20 protein-coding genes are annotated in these 16,511 nt (G+C 65.0%); 10 read left to right on the forward strand and 10 right to left on the reverse strand.

What is annotated here, in order from left to right; genetic code table 11:
- Nucleotides 1-2 precede the first annotated feature (2 nt).
- The 3 genes from AC3A6M_RS20815 to AC3A6M_RS20825 all read right to left on the reverse strand — a co-directional run bounded on the left by AC3A6M_RS20815 (nt 3) and on the right by AC3A6M_RS20825 (nt 2,782).
- A complete protein-coding gene (locus AC3A6M_RS20815; RefSeq protein ID WP_487854623.1) occupies nt 3-1,688 on the reverse strand; it encodes a methyl-accepting chemotaxis protein in 1,686 nt (561 codons plus the stop codon).
- Nucleotides 1,689-1,701: 13 nt separating this feature from the next.
- Nucleotides 1,702-2,154 carry a cache domain-containing protein gene (locus AC3A6M_RS20820; protein ID WP_487854624.1) on the reverse strand — a complete coding sequence of 151 codons (453 nt, stop codon included), beginning with the start codon at nt 2,152-2,154 and terminating at the stop codon, nt 1,702-1,704.
- A gap of 175 nt (nt 2,155-2,329) precedes the next feature.
- A complete protein-coding gene (locus AC3A6M_RS20825) occupies nt 2,330-2,782 on the reverse strand; it encodes a cache domain-containing protein (protein WP_487854625.1) in 453 nt (150 codons plus the stop codon).
- 266 nt (nt 2,783-3,048) lie between these two features.
- Between AC3A6M_RS20825 and AC3A6M_RS20830 the strand changes: the two genes are divergently transcribed.
- The 3 genes from AC3A6M_RS20830 to AC3A6M_RS20840 all read left to right on the forward strand — a co-directional run bounded on the left by AC3A6M_RS20830 (nt 3,049) and on the right by AC3A6M_RS20840 (nt 5,973).
- The gene (locus AC3A6M_RS20830; protein ID WP_487854626.1) at nt 3,049-4,395 is read left to right on the forward strand and encodes an MFS transporter; all 1,347 of its coding nucleotides are present in this window, start codon (nt 3,049-3,051) and stop codon (nt 4,393-4,395) included.
- Nucleotides 4,364-5,212 (forward strand): fumarylacetoacetate hydrolase family protein, encoded by an 849-nt coding sequence (locus AC3A6M_RS20835; RefSeq protein WP_487854627.1) that lies wholly within the window; start codon nt 4,364-4,366, stop codon nt 5,210-5,212. The genes AC3A6M_RS20830 and AC3A6M_RS20835 overlap by 32 nt, the downstream gene beginning before the upstream one ends.
- 206 nt (nt 5,213-5,418) lie before the next feature.
- Nucleotides 5,419-5,973, forward strand: a complete 555-nt coding sequence (locus AC3A6M_RS20840; protein WP_487854628.1) for a carboxymuconolactone decarboxylase family protein — start codon at nt 5,419-5,421, stop codon at nt 5,971-5,973.
- A 16-nt stretch (nt 5,974-5,989) separates the two neighbouring features.
- Here the strand turns inward: AC3A6M_RS20840 and AC3A6M_RS20845 are convergent, their stop codons facing one another.
- The 4 genes from AC3A6M_RS20845 to yjgA are packed head-to-tail and all read right to left on the reverse strand — an operon-like array spanning nt 5,990 to nt 8,055.
- A complete protein-coding gene (locus AC3A6M_RS20845; protein WP_230026771.1) occupies nt 5,990-6,187 on the reverse strand; it encodes a hypothetical protein in 198 nt (65 codons plus the stop codon).
- A gap of 3 nt (nt 6,188-6,190) precedes the next feature.
- Nucleotides 6,191-6,859: an alpha/beta hydrolase gene (locus AC3A6M_RS20850; protein WP_487854629.1), complete on the reverse strand. Its 669-nt coding sequence runs from the start codon at nt 6,857-6,859 to the stop codon at nt 6,191-6,193.
- 4 nt (nt 6,860-6,863) lie between these two features.
- Nucleotides 6,864-7,469, reverse strand: a complete 606-nt coding sequence (gene mog, locus AC3A6M_RS20855; protein ID WP_487854630.1) for a molybdopterin adenylyltransferase — start codon at nt 7,467-7,469, stop codon at nt 6,864-6,866.
- A complete protein-coding gene (gene yjgA, locus AC3A6M_RS20860; protein ID WP_487854631.1) occupies nt 7,453-8,055 on the reverse strand; it encodes a ribosome biogenesis factor YjgA in 603 nt (200 codons plus the stop codon). The genes mog and yjgA overlap by 17 nt, the downstream gene beginning before the upstream one ends.
- Nucleotides 8,056-8,148: 93 nt before the next feature.
- On the opposite strand from yjgA, the gene pmbA reads away from it, so the two are divergent.
- Both pmbA and nfsB read left to right on the forward strand, forming a co-directional pair.
- Nucleotides 8,149-9,501 carry a metalloprotease PmbA gene (pmbA, locus tag AC3A6M_RS20865; RefSeq protein WP_487854632.1) on the forward strand — a complete coding sequence of 451 codons (1,353 nt, stop codon included), beginning with the start codon at nt 8,149-8,151 and terminating at the stop codon, nt 9,499-9,501.
- A 66-nt stretch (nt 9,502-9,567) separates the two neighbouring features.
- Nucleotides 9,568-10,221, forward strand: coding sequence for an oxygen-insensitive NAD(P)H nitroreductase (nfsB, locus tag AC3A6M_RS20870; protein ID WP_487854633.1), 654 nt, complete (start codon nt 9,568-9,570; stop codon nt 10,219-10,221).
- Between the two features lie 10 nt (nt 10,222-10,231).
- On the opposite strand, the gene AC3A6M_RS20875 is transcribed toward nfsB, so the two are convergent.
- On the reverse strand, nt 10,232-11,041 hold the full coding sequence (locus AC3A6M_RS20875; protein WP_487854634.1) for a hypothetical protein: 810 nt from the start codon (nt 11,039-11,041) through the stop codon (nt 10,232-10,234).
- An 87-nt stretch (nt 11,042-11,128) separates the two neighbouring features.
- Complete coding sequence (locus AC3A6M_RS20880) at nt 11,129-12,262, reverse strand: M14 family metallopeptidase (protein ID WP_487854635.1); 1,134 nt, start codon at nt 12,260-12,262, stop codon at nt 11,129-11,131.
- Between the two features lie 259 nt (nt 12,263-12,521).
- Here AC3A6M_RS20880 and AC3A6M_RS20885 point away from each other — a divergent pair, with 259 nt between their 5' ends.
- On the forward strand, nt 12,522-12,785 hold the full coding sequence (locus AC3A6M_RS20885) for a DUF2442 domain-containing protein (protein WP_487854636.1): 264 nt from the start codon (nt 12,522-12,524) through the stop codon (nt 12,783-12,785).
- Here AC3A6M_RS20885 and paaX read toward each other — a convergent pair.
- Entirely contained in the window at nt 12,758-13,684 is a 927-nt protein-coding gene (paaX, locus tag AC3A6M_RS20890) for a phenylacetic acid degradation operon negative regulatory protein PaaX (protein ID WP_487854637.1), read from the reverse strand. The two genes, AC3A6M_RS20885 and paaX, sit on opposite strands and share 28 nt — an antisense overlap.
- A gap of 129 nt (nt 13,685-13,813) precedes the next feature.
- Here paaX and paaA point away from each other — a divergent pair, with 129 nt between their 5' ends.
- From paaA to paaD, 4 genes are all read left to right on the forward strand, one after another.
- Nucleotides 13,814-14,803: a 1,2-phenylacetyl-CoA epoxidase subunit PaaA gene (gene paaA / locus AC3A6M_RS20895; protein WP_487854638.1), complete on the forward strand. Its 990-nt coding sequence runs from the start codon at nt 13,814-13,816 to the stop codon at nt 14,801-14,803.
- A gap of 131 nt (nt 14,804-14,934) precedes the next feature.
- Nucleotides 14,935-15,219, forward strand: a complete 285-nt coding sequence (gene paaB, locus AC3A6M_RS20900) for a 1,2-phenylacetyl-CoA epoxidase subunit PaaB (RefSeq protein ID WP_047821541.1) — start codon at nt 14,935-14,937, stop codon at nt 15,217-15,219.
- A gap of 8 nt (nt 15,220-15,227) precedes the next feature.
- A complete protein-coding gene (gene paaC, locus AC3A6M_RS20905; protein WP_487854639.1) occupies nt 15,228-15,983 on the forward strand; it encodes a 1,2-phenylacetyl-CoA epoxidase subunit PaaC in 756 nt (251 codons plus the stop codon).
- A gap of 4 nt (nt 15,984-15,987) precedes the next feature.
- On the forward strand, nt 15,988-16,509 hold the full coding sequence (gene paaD / locus AC3A6M_RS20910) for a 1,2-phenylacetyl-CoA epoxidase subunit PaaD (RefSeq protein ID WP_487854640.1): 522 nt from the start codon (nt 15,988-15,990) through the stop codon (nt 16,507-16,509).
- Nucleotides 16,510-16,511 lie beyond the last annotated feature (2 nt).

Below are 16,511 nucleotides of genomic sequence, written 5' to 3' on the forward strand. Positions count from 1 at the left end.
CGTCAGCCATTGGCGCGGCGGCGCCCGGCCGGCCGGTTTTCCAGCGCCGGATGCGCGCCGCGCATGGGGCTGTCCGCGGCCCGCCGGTCCACTTGCGCAAACCTTTCCCCATGCGCGTCGCTGGCCTCGGCAGCCGGTTCGGCGCCTTCGATCTGGAAGACCGCGACCGCACGCGTCAGGTTGACGGTCTGCTCGTGCAGGCTGGCCGCCGCCGCCGCGGCCTGTTCGACCAGGGCCGCATTCTGCTGGGTCATGTCGTCCATCTGTCCGACCGCGCGGTTGACTTCGGCGATGCCCTCGGCCTGTTCGGTGCTGGCGGCGCTGATGCGGTTGATGATGTCGTTCACCTGCTGCACCGAGGCGACCACGCTGCCCATGCTGGCGCCGGCTTCATTGACCGAGGCGCTGCCGCCGTCGATGATCGCCACCGAGTCGGCGATCAGGGCCTTGATTTCCTTGGCTGCCGAGGCGGAGCGCTGGGCCAGCGTGCGCACCTCGCTGGCCACGACCGCGAAGCCGCGTCCCTGTTCGCCGGCGCGCGCCGCCTCGACCGCCGCGTTCAGCGCGAGCAGGTTGGTCTGGAACGAGATGCCATCGATGACGCCGATGATGTCGACGATCTTGCGCGAGCTGGCGCGGATCGACTCCATCGTCGCCACCGCCCGGTCGACGGACTGGCCGCCGCTCGACGCCAGCCGGCTCGCCTCGGCCGCCAGTTCGGTCGCCAGGTGGGCGTTGCTGGCGTTGTCCCTGACTGCCTTGGTCAGCGTTTCCATCGCGCTGGCGGTCTGCTGCAGCGAACCGGCCTGCAGCTCGGTGCGGGTGGACAGGTCCAGGTTGCCGCTGGCGATTTCCTTGGATGCGGTATCGATCGAGCGTACCGAATCCATGATGCTGCGCAGCGTCGTGTTCAGGGTGCCGATCGTGTGGTCCAGCGCACGCGAGGTCGTGGCGATTTCGTCGCGCCCGTCGCTGGCTGCGACGCTGGTCAGGCGTCCCTCGGCCAGGTCGCGCACGACCACCGAGATCGCGTCGATATCGGACAGCATCGCGCGGCGCACTCGCATCGTGACCGCCAGCGACAGTCCGATCGACAGCAGGACCAGGAAAGCCATGGTACGTCCCAGCCGATGGAATTCTTCCCTGGCGGCGGCATAGGCCTGTTCGCTCAGGGTCTTTTCCAGCGAGGCCAGCCGGGCCAGTTGCTGGTTCAGGACGACGAAGTCCTTTTCCGCCTTCTGCATCGAGTTGGTGGCGAGCGACTGGTCGGCCTGGGCCATCTCGATGGTGTCCTGCACGGCCTTGCGGTAAGCCGCCAGTGCCGTCAGCGAGGCATCGATCGGTTTGCGCTCGGCATCGTTGGCCACGCGCGCCAGGTCGCGCAGCTGGGCCTGGATCGCGGCATGCCTGGCGCCGATATCGGCGATCAGGGCGTCGAGCCGGCTCTTGGCGAAGCTGCCGTTGATCCCGGCCAGCAGCTGGTATGCGTTGGCGTGCGCATATTTGGTATCGCCCGCCGTGTCGGCCACGCTCTTCAGGCGCGCCGCGCGTACCTGCACCATGTTTTCCAGCGATGCGTTCTGGCGCACCATGCCGTAATAGGCGACTCCCGACAGCAACACCAGCAATACCAGCACCAGTCCTGGCGCCAGCAGCAGCTTTGGACCAATCCGCAATTTCTTCAGCATGCTACGCTCCCCACTAGAATGGCCTGTGCAGGCGGGCCTCGAGCACGACGTCGCCGACGCGCAGGATGTAAGTCGTCTCCGGCTCGATCCTGCCGGTGGCCGGATCCTTGTACTGGTAATCGACCCAGCCCTTGCCGCGGGCAGCGGCGAGCCCGACGATCTCGCGGCGGTACTTCTTGCCGTTCGAATCCGGGACGTCCAGCAGGTCGATGCCGACCACCGAGGGGTGGCAGGGATCGGCCAGCACGATGCCGGTCCCGAGGTCGCGCAGGCCGACATGCAGCGGGCCCTGGACAAAGGCTGGATCCCTGGCATTGATCCGCCGGATCATTTCGCCCTTGCCTCTGGTCTTGATCAGGGCGGCGCCGCGCTCGGCCATGGCGATCGCGTCCTGCCTGGTGGGCTCGCCGGCCAGCGCAGGCCCATGGAGCAGGCACAGGGCCGTGGCCGCTGCGAGCAGCTTCATGAGATGCCCCTTCTCGAGATGCATGCGCTGATGTTTCCCATTGGCATTGCGTACTTTACGCCGCGGTCTTGCCCGCGCTTTGTGCTAACGCAAGTGGCCGCTCGACGGGAAGATGCGCCAGGGAGGCTCGCCGCCGATGGGCGGCTCCGGCTGGCGCTGGAGAGGCTTGTTCCGCTTATTTCTTGTAAATGCCGGTGACCAGGATGACGTCGCCGACCCGCTGCACATAGCTGGTTTTTGCCTCGATCTTGTTATTGGCCGGGTTCTTGTACATGTAGTCGACCCAGCCCTTGCCTTCTTTCTTCGCCAGTTCGTAGATGTCGCGCCGGTAGAACTTGCCATTGGTGTCGGGTACGTCGTTGAGGTCCTTGCCGACGATCGACTGGTTGAACGGGTGCGCGATATTCGCGCCGCTGCCCAGGTCGCGCATGTAGATGTACATCGAGCCCTGGACGAAGTCCGGGTCCTTGGCGGTAATGCGCTTGATCAACTCGTCCTTACCGTGTGCTTTGTAAAAGGCCGCTCCGCGTTCGCTCATGGCGATCGCGTCTTTTTCGGTCGGCTCGGCTGCGATCGCGGCAGTTGCCAGGCCCAGGCATAGCAATGCGCCGGTGACAAGGTGTTTCATATCGCCTCCTGTCAGGTAAATGAAGCAGCGCCGGAGTGCCGCTGCGCATCGGGAAATGTACGCCGGAGTGGCCCCGAGAAGATTGCGTCGGCGCAAGAATTCCAAAGAGAAACTTTATTTAGAACAACGCGTCTTCATGCATCCTTGATATACAGCGAGGATTTACTTTCATTCCGTCATTAATTGATAGTCGGCAATTCGTATTTCTCGTCGGACTTATAAAGTGGTTTCGGCATTTCTCCCGACTCCGGCTTTGGAGGTCCACCATGCGTACCCATGAGAGCTCGCCCGCACCGTATGTGCTACCGCTGCCGCAGCACGCCGCGGCGCCAGGCCTCACACCCAGGCGGGTCTTCCTGTGTGTATTCCTGCCTTTCGCTTTCGGACACTACCTGTCTCTGCTGCTACGCAATATCAACGCATTGCTCGCACCCAGCCTGGTCAATTCCCTGTCCCTGGACCCGGGGCAGCTCGGACTGCTTACCAGCGCGTTCTTCTTTACCTACGCACTCGTGCAACTGCCGGTCGGCCTGGCGCTGGACCGGTATGGGCCACGCAAGGTGCAGTTGCTGCTCCTGCTGCTGGCTACCATGGGCGCACTGCTGTTCGCATCCGGTCATACCTATGGCGAACTGCTGGTTGCGCGCGCCCTGATCGGCCTGGGCCTGGCAGGCTGCTTCATGTCGGCCGTCAAGGCGCTGTCATCCTGCGTCGCACCGAGCCGGCTGCCGTCGATCAATGGTTACCTGCTGGCGGTGGGCGGCCTCGGTTCCGCATCGGCCACGCTGCCGGTACGCATGGCGCTCCAGCACACCGACTGGCGCGGCCTGTTCGTCCTGCTGGCCATCCTGACTGCGCTGACTGCGCTGGTGATCTGGCTGCTGGTGCCGCAGGCGCCCGCCGTACCCAACACCAAACCGGCAACGCTGGCTTCGCTGGGCGATGTCTACCGCAATCCCGAGTTCCGCAAGACCGTCACGCTCATCCTGGTCCCGCACACCGTATTCTTCGGCATCCAGGGACTGTGGCTTGGGCGCTGGCTGTCGGACGTGGCGCACTTCTCGGATGCCGCCGTGGCCTATCTGCTCTACCTGAGCATGGCCGCGGTGATCTTCGGCGCGATCGCGGTCGGGCTGATCACCGAGCGGGCCGGCCGCCGCGGCATCAAGTCCCAGGATGTGGCCGCGGTCGGGATCGGCCTGTTCCTGCTGGTCCAGGTCACCATCATGCTCAACCATAAGCCCAGCATGCAACTGATGGCGGTGCTGTTTACGCTGGTGGGATCGATCACCGGCATCGAATACACGATCGTGGCGCAAAGCGTGCCGCGCGAACTGACCGGGCGCGCTTCCACCTGCCTGAACCTGCTGATCTTCGTCGGCGCCTTCATCGTGCAGGCCGGGTTCGGCCAGGTCATCGGGCTTTGGCATCCCGGCCCGGGCGGCCAATACCCGGCCGTGGCTTACCAGGTCGGCTTTGCCGTGCTGATCCTCCTGCAACTGCCAGGCGTGGCGGTGTACCTCCTTCGGCGGCGTCCGGTAAAATGCGCAATCCCCGAGTTCATCCCGAAGGAAGAAGAATATGAGGTTAGTTCGTTACGGTCGTCCCGGTAAGGAAAAGCCAGGCCTGTTCGACGAAGAGGGCCGCCTGCGCGACCTGTCCGGCGTGATCGACGACATCGACGCCTCGATGCTGTCCGAGCGCACGCTGCGCAAGCTTGCGAAAATCGACCACAAGACCCTGCCGCTGGTACGCGGCAATCCACGCTTCGGCGTCCCGGTCAAGGGCGTCGGCAAATTCATCGGCATCGGCATGAACTACTCGGACCACGCTGCCGAAGTGGGCGCGCCGGTCCCGAAGGAGCCGGCCATGTTCATGAAGGCGACCAGCTGCCTGTCCGGCCCGGACGACCCGATCCAGCTGCCGAAAGGCTCGAAGAAGACCGACTGGGAAGTCGAGCTGGGCGTGGTGATCGGCACCCGCGCGCAATACGTCAGCGAAGAAGACGCCCTGAAATACGTGGCCGGCTACTGCGTGGTCAACGACGTCTCCGAGCGCGCCTTCCAGTTCGAGATGGGCTCGCAGTGGGACAAGGGCAAGGGCTGCGACACCTTCGGCCCGGTCGGCCCCTTCCTGGTCACGAAAGACGAGATCTTCGACGTCCAGGACCTCGACCTCTACCTGGAGCTGAACGGCAAGCGCATGCAGACCGGGAATACCTCGAACATGATCTTCACGGTTGCTAGAATCGTCAGCTACCTGTCGCGCTTCATGACCCTGGAGCCGGGCGACATCATCTGCACCGGCACCCCGCCGGGCGTGGGCCTGGGGCGCACGCCGCAGCGGTTCCTCAAAAAGGGCGACAAGCTTCGTCTGGGCATCGCCGGTTTGGGCGAGCAGCAGCAGGAAGTGCTCGCGTTCCCGAAATAAGGCGTCCTACCCGAGCGCCTTCAAGGCGGCGCCAGCAGCACATGGTCGCCCGTGCGGCCATCGATGGTGCCGCCCATCGGATAGACCATCAGTCCGCGCTGCATCGCCTGCTCCTTGATCGCCGTCGAAAATTTGACGCTTGAAAATCTCCGCCTTCCGCCGGGATTCTTTTGATTTTTGCCGGCAGCCGTGCGAATATTTCCTGCATGACAGACCGCCTCCGCCCCCTCCCTCCCGACCAATGGACCGATGCCCAGCGCGAAGCGGCCTCGGAGATCGTCAACGGCCCGCGCGGCGCCCTCTACGGGCCTTTCGTGCCGCTGCTGCGCAGCCCCGAGCTGATGGGCCATGCGCAGCGTCTCGGCGAATACCTGCGCTATCGCAGCGCCATCGGGACGCGCCTGTCCGAGCTGGCGATCCTGGTCACCGCGCGCGCATGGAACCAGCAGGTGGAATGGGCGATCCACGCCCCGATCGCGCAGCAGGCCGGCATCGCGATCGACGTGATCGATGCCATCGCGCGGCGTGAGCGCCCGCAAGCCATGTCGGCCGAGGAGGAAGCGGTCTACGATTTCTGCGTCGAGCTGCAGCGCGACAAGCGGGTGTCGGACCGCGTCTATGACGGCGCACTGGCGCTGTTCGGAGAGCAGGGCGTGGTCGACCTGATGGGCGTGAACGGCTACTACACCTTCCTGGCGATGCTGATGAACGCGGCGCAGACCGAGGCGCCGCCGTCCAGCGCGAGCCCCCTGCCCGAGTGAGCGGGGGCCGCTGCCCTCAGGCCAGCGCTTCCTTGGCCGCCTGCTCCGGCGTCAACTCATCGTAGAACATATCGGTGAACCACTCGACGTTCTCTTCGATGTGTTCCTGCGCCTGCTTCTGGGTGGCGCCGCCGGCCACCAGGTGTTTTTCGACTTCGATGCACCAGTTAATCAGTGCCATCGTCTCTTCGTCGAGTTCTTCCTTCTTTGCCATCGCTTACCCCAATACTTTTTTGAAGAAGGCCGACATGGCCTGGACTTCCTCGAGGCACACCGAGTGCTGCATGGCGTACTCGTGCCACTCGACCTGGTAGCCCAGCGAGACCAGCAGGTCGCGCGACATCTCGGCGCGGTTGATGGGCACCACGTTGTCGTGGCGGCCGTGGGCCATGAAGATCGGCGTGGCCAGGCTTTCCTGGGTGCGCTCGGTAGCCAGCGTCGCCGACAGGGGCACGTAGCCGGACAGGCAGAGCATGCCGGCCAGCGTTTCCGGATGCCGCAGGCCGGCCTGGATCGTCATCGCGCAGCCCTGCGAAAAGCCGGCCAGGACGATGCGCGAGGCCGGGATGCCGCGCGCCTTTTCGCGCGCGATGAAGGCTTCGACTTCCTTCTGCGAGGCGCGCAGGCCGGCCTCGTCCTCGCGCCGCGTCAGTTCGGCGCCGGTGATGTCGTACCAGGCGCGCATCACGTAGCCGCCGTTGATGGTGACCGGCATCGTGCGCGCATGCGGGAAGATGAAGCGGATGCCCGGCAGGCCCGCCAGGTCCAGTTCGCGCACGATGGGTACGAAGTCGTTGCCGTCCGCGCCCAGGCCGTGCAGCCAGATGACGGAGACTTCGGGGTTGTCGCTGGTGTCGACGGTGACGTGTTCGAGCAGCTCGCTCATGCGCTCATCCTTGTTTTTTCTTCGGGCGCCAGGCGGTGCAGACGTCCGGATTGGTATCGCTGTAAGGGCCGCCGATCAGGTCGATGCAGTAGGGGACCGCGGCGAAGATGCCGTTGACGACGGTCTCGCCGTTGGCGTCCTTCAGGCCCTCGAGGGTTTCCTTGATCGACTTCGGCTGGCCCGGCAGGTTCATGACCAGGGCAGCGTGGTCCGGCGTCTCGCGGATCACCGCCACCTGGCGCGACAGGATCGCGGTCGGCACGAAGTGCAGGCTGACCTGGCGCATCTGCTCGCCGAAGCCCGGCATCTCCTTGGTGCCGATGGCGAGCGTCGCCTCGGGCGTGACGTCGCGCCGCGCCGGGCCGGTGCCGCCGGTGGTCAGCACCAGGTGGCAGCGGACTTCATCCACGAGTTCGACGAGGGTGCGCTCGATATCGTCGCGGTTGTCCGGGATCAGGCGGGTCTCGACGCGGAACGGGGTGGTCAGCGCCCTGGCCAGCCACTCCTGCAGGGCCGGGATGCCCTTGTCCTCGTAGACGCCGCCGCTGGCGCGGTCCGAGACCGAGACCAGGCCGACGACCAGTTCCTGCACCTTATTCTCCAGACTCATCGTCTTCTTCGCCTTCGTCCTCGTCGCTCGGAGCGGCGGTCTTGGCCGGCTTGGCCAGGTCCTTCAGGATCTGGAAGATCTCGCGGTAGGCCTTGGGCGGCTTGTTCTCGGCCTGCTCCTTGCGGGCGTTGCGGATCAGGGTGCGCAGGTGCTGCACGTCCAGTTGCGGATGCTCTTCCAGCAGCTGGGTGAGGGCCTTGTCGTCGGCCAGCAGCTTCTCGCGGCGGCGTTCCAGCGCGTGCAGGGCGGCGGCTTCGGCCTTCGACGTGCCTTTCCAGCTCTCGATGGTGCGCTGGATGACGGCGACTTCCTCTTCGTCGAGGCTGCGCATCATCTTGCCCACGTACTGCAGCTGGCGGCGGCGGCCTTCGTGGTTGGTGATGGTCTGGGCCATCAGGATGGCATCCTTGACTTCGTCCGGCATCGGCACGCGCTTGACGCGGTCGCGCGGCGCCTCGATCAGCTGTTCGCCGAGCTTCTGTAATTCGTTGCTCTGGCGCTTGAGTTCGGACTTGGAAGGGCGGTCGTATTCCGGTTCGAACTCGTCGGAGCGGAAGCCGACAGCGCCGCGGTTTGCATTTGGCATGATGATCTGGATTCGCCAAGCGCACGGCTTGACGGTAAAAACGGTAAACGGCTGCTATGATAACTGTTTTAGGGCTCGCTACGAAAAACGCACATGAACGACTCCGTCTTCACCCATACCCAGGATCAGCTCAAGCAGCTCGCACAGGACGTGCTGGCAATTGCCAAGGAAACCGGCGCCAGCGACGCATCGGTCGAGATCAGCGAGGGTAGCGGGCTGGCGGTGACGGTGCGCAAGGGCCAGGTCGAGACCATCGAGCAGAACAAGGACAAAGGCATCGGCGTGACCATCTACTGCGGCCAGCGCCGCGGCCACGCCAATACCTCCGATTTCTCCAGCGCCTCGCTGCGCGCCACGGTGGAGGCGGCCTACAACATCGCCCGCTTCACCGCCGAAGACCCGGCCGCCGGCCTGCCGGACGCCGATCTGCTGGAAACGAACCCGCGCGACCTGCGCCTGTGCTACCCCTGGGACATCGACGCCGAGGAAGCCGTGTGCATCGCCCAGCGCTGCGAGGCGGCCGCCTTCGGCGTCGACAAGCGCATCACCAACAGCGAAGGCGCCAGCGTCTACGTCCAGCAGTCGCACTTCGTGGCCGCCAACAGCCTCGGCTTCTGCGCCGGCTACCCGTTCTCGCGCCACACCCTGTCGGTCGCGCCGATCGCCGGCAAGGGCAACAAGATGCAGCGCGACGACTGGTACACCTCGGCGCGCGACCCGAAAAAACTGGCCGACGCCGAAAAGGTCGGCCGCTACGCCGCCGAGCGCGCGCTGGCCCGCCTGAACGCGCGCAAGCTCGATACCCGCACCTGCCCGGTGCTGTTCGAAGCTCCGCTGGCCGCCGGCCTGCTCGGCGCTTTCGTCCAGGCAACGTCGGGCGGCGCCCTGTACCGCAAGTCGAGCTTCCTGCTCGATACGCTGGGCCAGCAAATCTTCCCGTCGCACATCCAGATCGTCGAAGACCCGCATATCGTCGGCGCCGTCGGTTCCTCGCCCTTCGACGAAGAAGGCGTGCGCACCCAGACCCGCAAGGTCGTCAGCGACGGCGTGCTGCAGGGCTATTTCCTGTCCTCTTACTCGGCACGCAAGCTGGGCATGCAGACCACCGGCAATGCCGGCGGCTCGCACAACCTCGAAATGGTGTCGAAGGAAACGAAAATCGCCGACGACTTCGAAGGCATGCTGCGCAAGATGGGCACCGGCCTCCTGGTCACCGAGCTGATGGGGCAGGGCACCAACTATGTCACCGGCGACTATTCGCGCGGCGCGTCCGGCTACTGGGTCGAGAACGGCGTCATCCAGTACCCGGTCGAGGAAATCACGATCGCGGGCAACATGAAGGACATGTTCCAGTCCATCGTCGGCATCGGCAATGATGTGCTGACGCGCGGCAACAAGTCGACCGGGTCGATCCTGATCGAGAAAATGGTGGTTGCCGGCAGCTAAATTCGGTTCCTGCAATAATGTGTGGATATGCATCGCACCGCATTGCATCCCACATTTAGGAACCGCATGAACATTCTCTCAGCAGCCACCAAGCGCCACACCGCCAAGGCCTACGACCCGACCCGCCGCGTCCCCGACGAGCTGATGCAGCAGATCTACGGCCTGCTGCGCCACAGCCCATCGTCGGTGAACTCGCAGCCCTGGCACTTCATCGTCGCCAGCACGCCGGAAGCCAAGGCGCGCATGGCCAAGGGCGCCCAGGGCGGTTTCTCGTACAACGAACCGAAGATCACGCAAGCCTCGCACGTGATCCTGTTCTGCGTGCGCGCCGACGCCGACCAGCAGCACCTCGACAACATCCTCGAGCAGGAACAGCGCGACGGCCGCTTCCGCGACGACGCCGCGAAAGCCGGCCAGGCCAAGGGCCGCCAGGGCTATGTGAACCTGCACCGCTACGGCCAGAAAGACCTGCCGCAGTGGCTGGAAAAGCAGGTCTACATCGCCCTCGGGAGCGCCATGCTGGGCGCGGCCAACCTCGGCATCGACACCACGCCGATGGAAGGCATCGACGTCGCCGCGCTGGACGCGGAATTCGGCCTGCACGAGCGCGGCCTGACGAGCCTGGTGATGCTGAGCTTCGGCTACCACGCCGAGACCGACTTCAACGCCGGCCTGCCGAAATCGCGCCTGGCCGAAGAGCAGGTGTTTACTTTCCTCTAAAGGGAACCTCCTACTGGACGATCCGGAAGGGGCGGAGCATGGGCATCCATGCCTGCTCCAGGATCTTCATGAAGCCCTCGCGGGTCGGGTAACCCTCGTTTTCCCAGTCCCGGGCGTAGTGCCCGGGGTCGGAAGCCAGGATGCCGCGGCTGTCGACGTGGAACACGCGCTCCAGGGGCGAGTGGAATTCCTTCAAGACCTCGTCGTTCACAAGGTCGATCATCAATCGCATCACTTCGGTACGGAAGGCCAGGTCGGGATCGACGTTGGCGTCGTCCATGATGGTCGTGATCCAGCCGCCATGGCTGTCGACGAAGCCGCGGCCGTCGGGCACCGGATAGTCATAGCCGTTCAGGAAGATCGGCTGCTGCCAGGGCGTCTTGCGGTAGGCCCAGCGGATGGCGCGGATGATGCCGTTCAGGCCTTCGCTGATGTGGTACAGCAGCAGGTCGAGGCGCGCCGCCGAGAAGCAGGCGGCCGGGTCGGATGCGGCGGAGCAGTCGTCGCGCAGCGCCAGCCGGTGCTCGAGGGCGTCGTTGGCGAAGCCGCCGAGATAGCACTCGCTGAAGTGGAATTCCGGCGACAGGTGCGTGCGGATCACGCTGGCATACGCGCCATCGCCGATGTATTCGTTGAGCCGCGCGCCGTTGAAGCCGAGCAGGCGGATGGCCGCATGCTCGGGCGCGACCTGCGGATGCTCGACCAGCGCCTGCAAGAGCGTCTGTTCGGCATGCCAGAACCACGCGTCGCCCAGCGCCAGTCCGGCCGGAGGCGGCGCCCCCGGTTCCGGACTTTCACCTGGCCGATACACACTTCCCATTCCCGTCCCTGCTCCTGACCGTCGCTCATGCTTTTGACACGGGCGGCGCAGGCCGGTTCCCGGATGGGCAGGGGGGCTCGTCCAGTCTTACTTGATGGCGCGGACCGCCTGCAGCACCGGCTGCAGCACGGCGGCGCCGAGGCGGGCGCTGCGCGCGCCGTCCCAGCCGACCTGCGGGTCGGGGTCGTTGGCGTTGTCCTTGAACGGCAGTTCCAGGGTCAGCGACAGGCAGCCGAAGGCATGGGTGATGTGCGGCGAGCCCATGGTCAGGGTCTCTTCGCTGTACGGGGTTTCGCCGTAGCCATGCACGTCCTGGAAGTCCGGGCTGGCGACCATGAAGGCATCCGAGAAGGCTTTCTGCGCGGCGGCCTGCTCGGCGGTGAAGTTCGGCAGCGATTCGCTGCCGGCGATGAACACGTAGGGCAGGCCTTCGTCGCCGTGCACGTCCAGGCACATGTCGACCCCGACCTCGTGCATCTTCTGGCGCACCAGGAAGACTTCCGGGCTGCGTTCCATGGTCGGGTTCATCCACTCGCGGTTCAGGTTGGCGCCGGCGGCATTGGTGCGCAGGTTGCCGCGCACCGAGCCGTCCGGGTTCATGTTCGGCACCACGTAGAACACGGTTTCCTTCAGCAGCTGGCGTCCGAACGGATGGGCCGGATCGAGCAGGGCGTCGAGCATGCCTTCGACGAACCATTCGGCCATCGTCTCGCCCGGGTGCTGGCGGGCGATCACCCAGACCTTCTTCTTGCCTTCGGCGGGTTCGCCGATGATCAGCATGTTCAGGTCGCGGCCGTCGACGGTCGAGCCGAGGTCGACCATGCGCACGTGCTCGGACAGCTGGGCGCGGTCGAGCAGCTCCAGGTGGCGCTCCCAGGAATACGGCTCGAAGTAGGCGTAATACACGCTGTCCATGGCCGGGGTGTGCTCGATGGTGAGTACCTGGCCGTCGAAGCTGGTCGGCACGCGGAACCAGTTGATGCGGTCATAGCTCGCCATCGCGTTGTAGTCTTCCCAGCCCTTCGGATAGGCCGACTGGCCGGCGTTCAGCAGGCGGATCGTGCAGGGCTGCGCCTGCGCGCCCTGGAGGCGGAAGTAGAACCACTGGACGATGTCGGCGTGCGAATCCTTGCGGATGTTCAGGTCGATGGCGTTCGCGCTCGTGGCGTTCACGATATCGATGGCGCCAGCGTCGAACTGGCTGCTGATCTTAATAGACATGGTATGCCTTGTAGTAGGGGCCTCGCAAAACCTACTGCGCGTTGCACTGCCGGTCTGCGATGCTCGCTGTACTACTCGTACAGCTGCGCTTCTCGACCAACATTGCCGCCGCTCGCTACGGTTTTACAAGGCCCTGTAATTGAGTGGTAAGGCATGCATGATAACCACTCCTGGTTTCGGCACGCAAATCGGCTCATCTGCTGCCGCTCAAATGCCGGGTCTCTGGCTTTTGTTAACGTTCTCGTTTGTGAGGAAAACAATGAAGAATGAAATCCGCGTGTCACGCGCCGACATCACCAGCATCGACAGCCAGGGCTTCTGGCTGCACTGCAATCGGGAAGAGCTTTATTTGCCGTTCGCCATGTATCCCTGGTTCGAGCATGCCACGGTGGCGCAGCTGTGCCGGGTCGAGTGCATCGGCGATACCTGCCTGTACTGGCCGCGCCTGGACCTCGAGCTGAGCGTCGACACGATCCGCTTGTCGATGAGCGCGCCTCAGCGCAATCCGCCGAACCTGTCGTAAAACCCGGCGTCGGCTTCCGGCGCGTCCGCGTCTTCCCTGCGCAGCACGTCCATCAGGTGCGCCTCGGCCCGCTGCCAGGTCAGCCGGTAGATCGCCTGCGCCAGGGCGTAGGCTTCCGATCCCGGCCAGGGCTGGGGCAGCAGCGCGAGCGGCAGCATCGGATCGTGCAGCTGGACCCGTCGGTAAGCGTGGATCAGCAGGCTGCGCACGACGAACGCGGCCTGCGGCGCCAGCTCCGGCTCCTCGCGCAATACGGTCAGCAGCGGCGTGAACTCGTCGATGAAGCGGCGGTAGTCGGTCACCACGCCGGACAGGTCCCATCCTTCGCGCACCAGTTCGCCGAGCGGGCGCGAGCCGGCATCCGGCAGCTCGGCGGCGCTGCAGACGAAGACCTTGCCGGTGCCTTTCACGCGTTCGAGGATCTCGGCCAGCGGCGGCGGGTCGGCCGCCGGATGCGCCAGCAGGCCGGGCGCCAGCATCGCGTAGCCTTCCCACTCGAGCTCCTTGCGCACGGCCGTGCGCAGGCCCGCGTCGATGCTGCCGTTGGGCGCCATGACGATGGTCCAGCGGCCGTCCCAGTTCAGCCCGGGCGGCGCGTAGATGCGGCGGTTCGCGCGTTCGAAGCGCGGACGGGCCTCGGGCAGCAGGGCATAGCTGCTGCGCCGTCCCTCGCGGCTGGCGACCAGCCAGCCCTCCTGCGCCAGGCGGAACACGCTGGTGCGCACCAGGCGGTCGGTGACGCCCATCGGCGCCACCAGTTCGATCAGGCTGCCCAGCCACAGGCGGGCGCCGTGCGGGGCGATGGCGTCGCCGAAGATCGTCATCACCAGCGACTTGGAGCGCGGCGGATCGGTAGTCAGGAAGCGGGCTATCCACTCCGTGCTGGTAAGGATGTTCATATAGTTACTTTACCGCAATCACGAGATTTCCAGCAGATTGTTGCGTCTCGATATGATTCAAAAATCTTGTGTACATCGCGTTTTTTGTATCGTATTATGGATTCAGACAGAACACAAACGGAGACAACCATGTACGCCCAAATGGTAGAAACCGGCCTCAAGAAGGTGCAGACGCGCGACGACATGAGCGCCGAAGAACAGGCTTTCCAGGCCCGCATCGACGCCGGCGTCAAGATCGAGCCGAAGGACTGGATGCCCGAGGCTTACCGCAAGACCCTGGTGCGCCAGATTTCCCAGCACGCCCATTCCGAGATCGTCGGCCAGCTCCCGGAAGGCAACTGGGTCACGCGCGCGCCCACGCTCAAGCGCAAGGCTATCCTGCTGGCGAAAATCCAGGACGAGGCCGGCCATGGCCTGTATCTGTACAGCGCCGCCGAGACCCTGGGCGTGTCGCGCGACGAGTTGCTGGACGCCCTCCACGCCGGCAAGGCCAAGTACTCGAGCATCTTCAATTACCCGACCCTGACCTGGGCCGACATCGGCGCGATCGGCTGGCTGGTCGACGGCTCGGCCATCATCAACCAGATCCCGCTCTGCCGCTGCTCCTACGGTCCGTATGCGCGCGCCATGATCCGCGTGTGCAAGGAAGAGTCCTTCCACGCGCGCCAGGGCTACGACATCATGATGAAGCTGGCCCAGGGCTCGCCCGAACAGAAGGCGATGGCGCAGGACGCCCTGAACCGCTGGTGGTGGCCCTCGCTGATGATGTTCGGCCCCTCGGATGCCGAGTCGGTCAACAGCGCCCAGTCGAGCCAGTGGCGGATCAAGCTGTTCTCGAACGACGAACTGCGCCAGCGCATGGTCGACCAGACCGTGCCGCAGGCCGAATTCCTCGGCCTCACCATCCCCGACCCCGACCTGAAATGGAACGAGGAACGCGGCCACTACGATTTCGGCGAGATCGACTGGAGCGAATTCCACAACGTCCTGAAGGGCAACGGCCCCTGCAACAAGGAGCGCCTGCGCACCCGCGTGAAGGCCTGGGAAGAGGGCGAGTGGTTCCGCGATGCGCTGGTGGCGTATGCGGACAAGCAGGCGGCGAAGAAGGCCGCCGCGTAAAAACACCGTCGTTTCCGGCACTGCCGGAAACGACTCCCCGCGCAGGCGGGGACCCAAGTTTGTTCGCAGGCTACGCACGCAACTTGGGTTCCCGCCTACGCGGGAACGACGGGATTTGAAGGAGACACAAAATGAGCAAAGAATGGCCCCTCTGGGAAGTCTTCATCCGCAGCCAGCACGGCCTCGCCCACAAGCACGTCGGCAGCCTGCACGCGCCGGATGCCGAGATGGCGATCAACAATGCGCGCGACGTCTACACGCGGCGTAACGAAGGCGTCTCGATCTGGGTCGTGAAGGCGGCCGACATCGTCGCCTCCAGCCCGAGCGACAAGGACGCGCTGTTCGAGCCGTCCAACAGCAAGGTCTATCGCCACCCGACCTTCTTCCCGATGCCGGAAGAAGTCAAGAACCTGTGAGGCCCGGCGTGGACAAGGCGAAGTTTGAATACCTGCTGCGCCAGGGCGACAACGCCCTGATCCTGTCCCAGCAGCTGTCCCAGTTGTGCGGCAAGGGCCCGGCGCTGGAAGAGGACATGGCGCTCACCAACGTCGCGCTCGACCTTCTTGGGCAAACGCGCATGTGGCTGACCTATGCCGGCGAGCTCGAAGGCCATGGCCGCGACGAAGACCGCCTCGCCTACCTGCGCGACAGCCGCGAGTTCCGCAACGTCCTGCTGGTCGAGCAGCCGAACGGCGACTACGCCCAGACCATGGTGCGCCAGTTCTTCTTCGACACCTGGCACTACTTCCTGATGCGCGAACTGCTGAATTCGACCGACCGGCGCATCGCCGAGATCGCGGAAAAATCGCTCAAGGAAGTCACCTACCACCTGCGCCGCAGCGGCGACCTGGTGGTGCGCCTGGGCGACGGCACCGACACCAGCCACGCCAGGATGCAGGCCGCCGTCGACGAGCTGTGGACCTATGCCGGCGAAGTCTTCCTCTACGACGAAGCCGACCAGGCGATGGTGGAGCAGGGCGTCGCACCAAGTGCGGAGACCCTGCGTGCGGCCTTCCTGCAGCACGTGGCCGAAGTGTTCGACGAGGCCACGCTGGCCATGCCCTCGCCCGACGCCTACATGCAGCGCGGCGGCAAGCAGGGCCGGCACACGGAGCGCCTCGGCTACATCCTGGCCGAGATGCAGTTCCTGCAGCGCGCCTATCCGGGCGTCGAGTGGTAAAGCCATGACGGAGGCAAGGGTGAACGACAGCGCGCAGGTCTGGGCCTGGCTCGGCGAGGTGCCCGACCCCGAGATCCCGGTGATCTCGGTGGTCGACCTCGGCATCGTGCGCGACGTCGCCTTCGACGGCGACGAGTGCGTCGTCACCATCACCCCGACCTATTCCGGCTGCCCGGCGATGCAGGTGATCGCCGAAGACGTGGAGAACGCCTTGCGCGCGCGCGGGCTCCAGCGCGTGCGCATCGCCACCCGCCTGTCGCCGGCCTGGACCACCGACTGGATGAGCGAGGCCGGCAAGGCCGCCCTCAAGGGCTACGGCATCGCGCCTCCGGTGCAGCAGGTGATCGACATCAGCGCCCTGAAGCACGGTGTGAAACGCCATGCGATCCAGGAGCCGGAAGTCGCCTGCCCGCACTGCGGCTCCATGCACACCCGCCTCACCAGCCAGTTCGGCTCGACGCCATGCAAGGCGCTGTACCAGTGCCTCGACTGCCGCGAGCCTTTCGACTACTTCAAGTGTCATTAAGA

This window comes from Telluria sp. Soil_C_11, from assembly GCF_057657395.1.

Excerpts from the sequence above, each read along its gene's own strand:
- AC3A6M_RS20825 (WP_487854625.1), bottom strand. The coding sequence starts at position 2,782 with ATGAAACACCTTGTCACCGGCGCATTGCTATGCCTGGGCCTGGCAACT.
- AC3A6M_RS20880 (WP_487854635.1), bottom strand. The coding sequence starts at position 12,262 with ATGTCTATTAAGATCAGCAGCCAGTTCGACGCTGGCGCCATCGATATC.
- pmbA (WP_487854632.1), top strand. The coding sequence starts at position 8,149 with ATGAACGACTCCGTCTTCACCCATACCCAGGATCAGCTCAAGCAGCTC.
- AC3A6M_RS20850 (WP_487854629.1), bottom strand. The coding sequence starts at position 6,859 with ATGAGCGAGCTGCTCGAACACGTCACCGTCGACACCAGCGACAACCCC.
- AC3A6M_RS20830 (WP_487854626.1), top strand. The coding sequence starts at position 3,049 with ATGCGTACCCATGAGAGCTCGCCCGCACCGTATGTGCTACCGCTGCCG.
- paaA (WP_487854638.1), top strand. The coding sequence starts at position 13,814 with ATGTACGCCCAAATGGTAGAAACCGGCCTCAAGAAGGTGCAGACGCGC.
- paaX (WP_487854637.1), bottom strand. The coding sequence starts at position 13,684 with ATGAACATCCTTACCAGCACGGAGTGGATAGCCCGCTTCCTGACTACC.
- AC3A6M_RS20835 (WP_487854627.1), top strand. The coding sequence starts at position 4,364 with ATGAGGTTAGTTCGTTACGGTCGTCCCGGTAAGGAAAAGCCAGGCCTG.
- AC3A6M_RS20815 (WP_487854623.1), bottom strand. The coding sequence starts at position 1,688 with ATGCTGAAGAAATTGCGGATTGGTCCAAAGCTGCTGCTGGCGCCAGGA.
- AC3A6M_RS20885 (WP_487854636.1), top strand. The coding sequence starts at position 12,522 with ATGAAGAATGAAATCCGCGTGTCACGCGCCGACATCACCAGCATCGAC.
- AC3A6M_RS20845 (WP_230026771.1), bottom strand. The coding sequence starts at position 6,187 with ATGGCAAAGAAGGAAGAACTCGACGAAGAGACGATGGCACTGATTAAC.
- mog (WP_487854630.1), bottom strand. The coding sequence starts at position 7,469 with ATGAGTCTGGAGAATAAGGTGCAGGAACTGGTCGTCGGCCTGGTCTCG.
- nfsB (WP_487854633.1), top strand. The coding sequence starts at position 9,568 with ATGAACATTCTCTCAGCAGCCACCAAGCGCCACACCGCCAAGGCCTAC.
- paaB (WP_047821541.1), top strand. The coding sequence starts at position 14,935 with ATGAGCAAAGAATGGCCCCTCTGGGAAGTCTTCATCCGCAGCCAGCAC.
- yjgA (WP_487854631.1), bottom strand. The coding sequence starts at position 8,055 with ATGCCAAATGCAAACCGCGGCGCTGTCGGCTTCCGCTCCGACGAGTTC.
- AC3A6M_RS20875 (WP_487854634.1), bottom strand. The coding sequence starts at position 11,041 with ATGGGAAGTGTGTATCGGCCAGGTGAAAGTCCGGAACCGGGGGCGCCG.
- paaD (WP_487854640.1), top strand. The coding sequence starts at position 15,988 with ATGACGGAGGCAAGGGTGAACGACAGCGCGCAGGTCTGGGCCTGGCTC.
- AC3A6M_RS20820 (WP_487854624.1), bottom strand. The coding sequence starts at position 2,154 with ATGAAGCTGCTCGCAGCGGCCACGGCCCTGTGCCTGCTCCATGGGCCT.
- AC3A6M_RS20840 (WP_487854628.1), top strand. The coding sequence starts at position 5,419 with ATGACAGACCGCCTCCGCCCCCTCCCTCCCGACCAATGGACCGATGCC.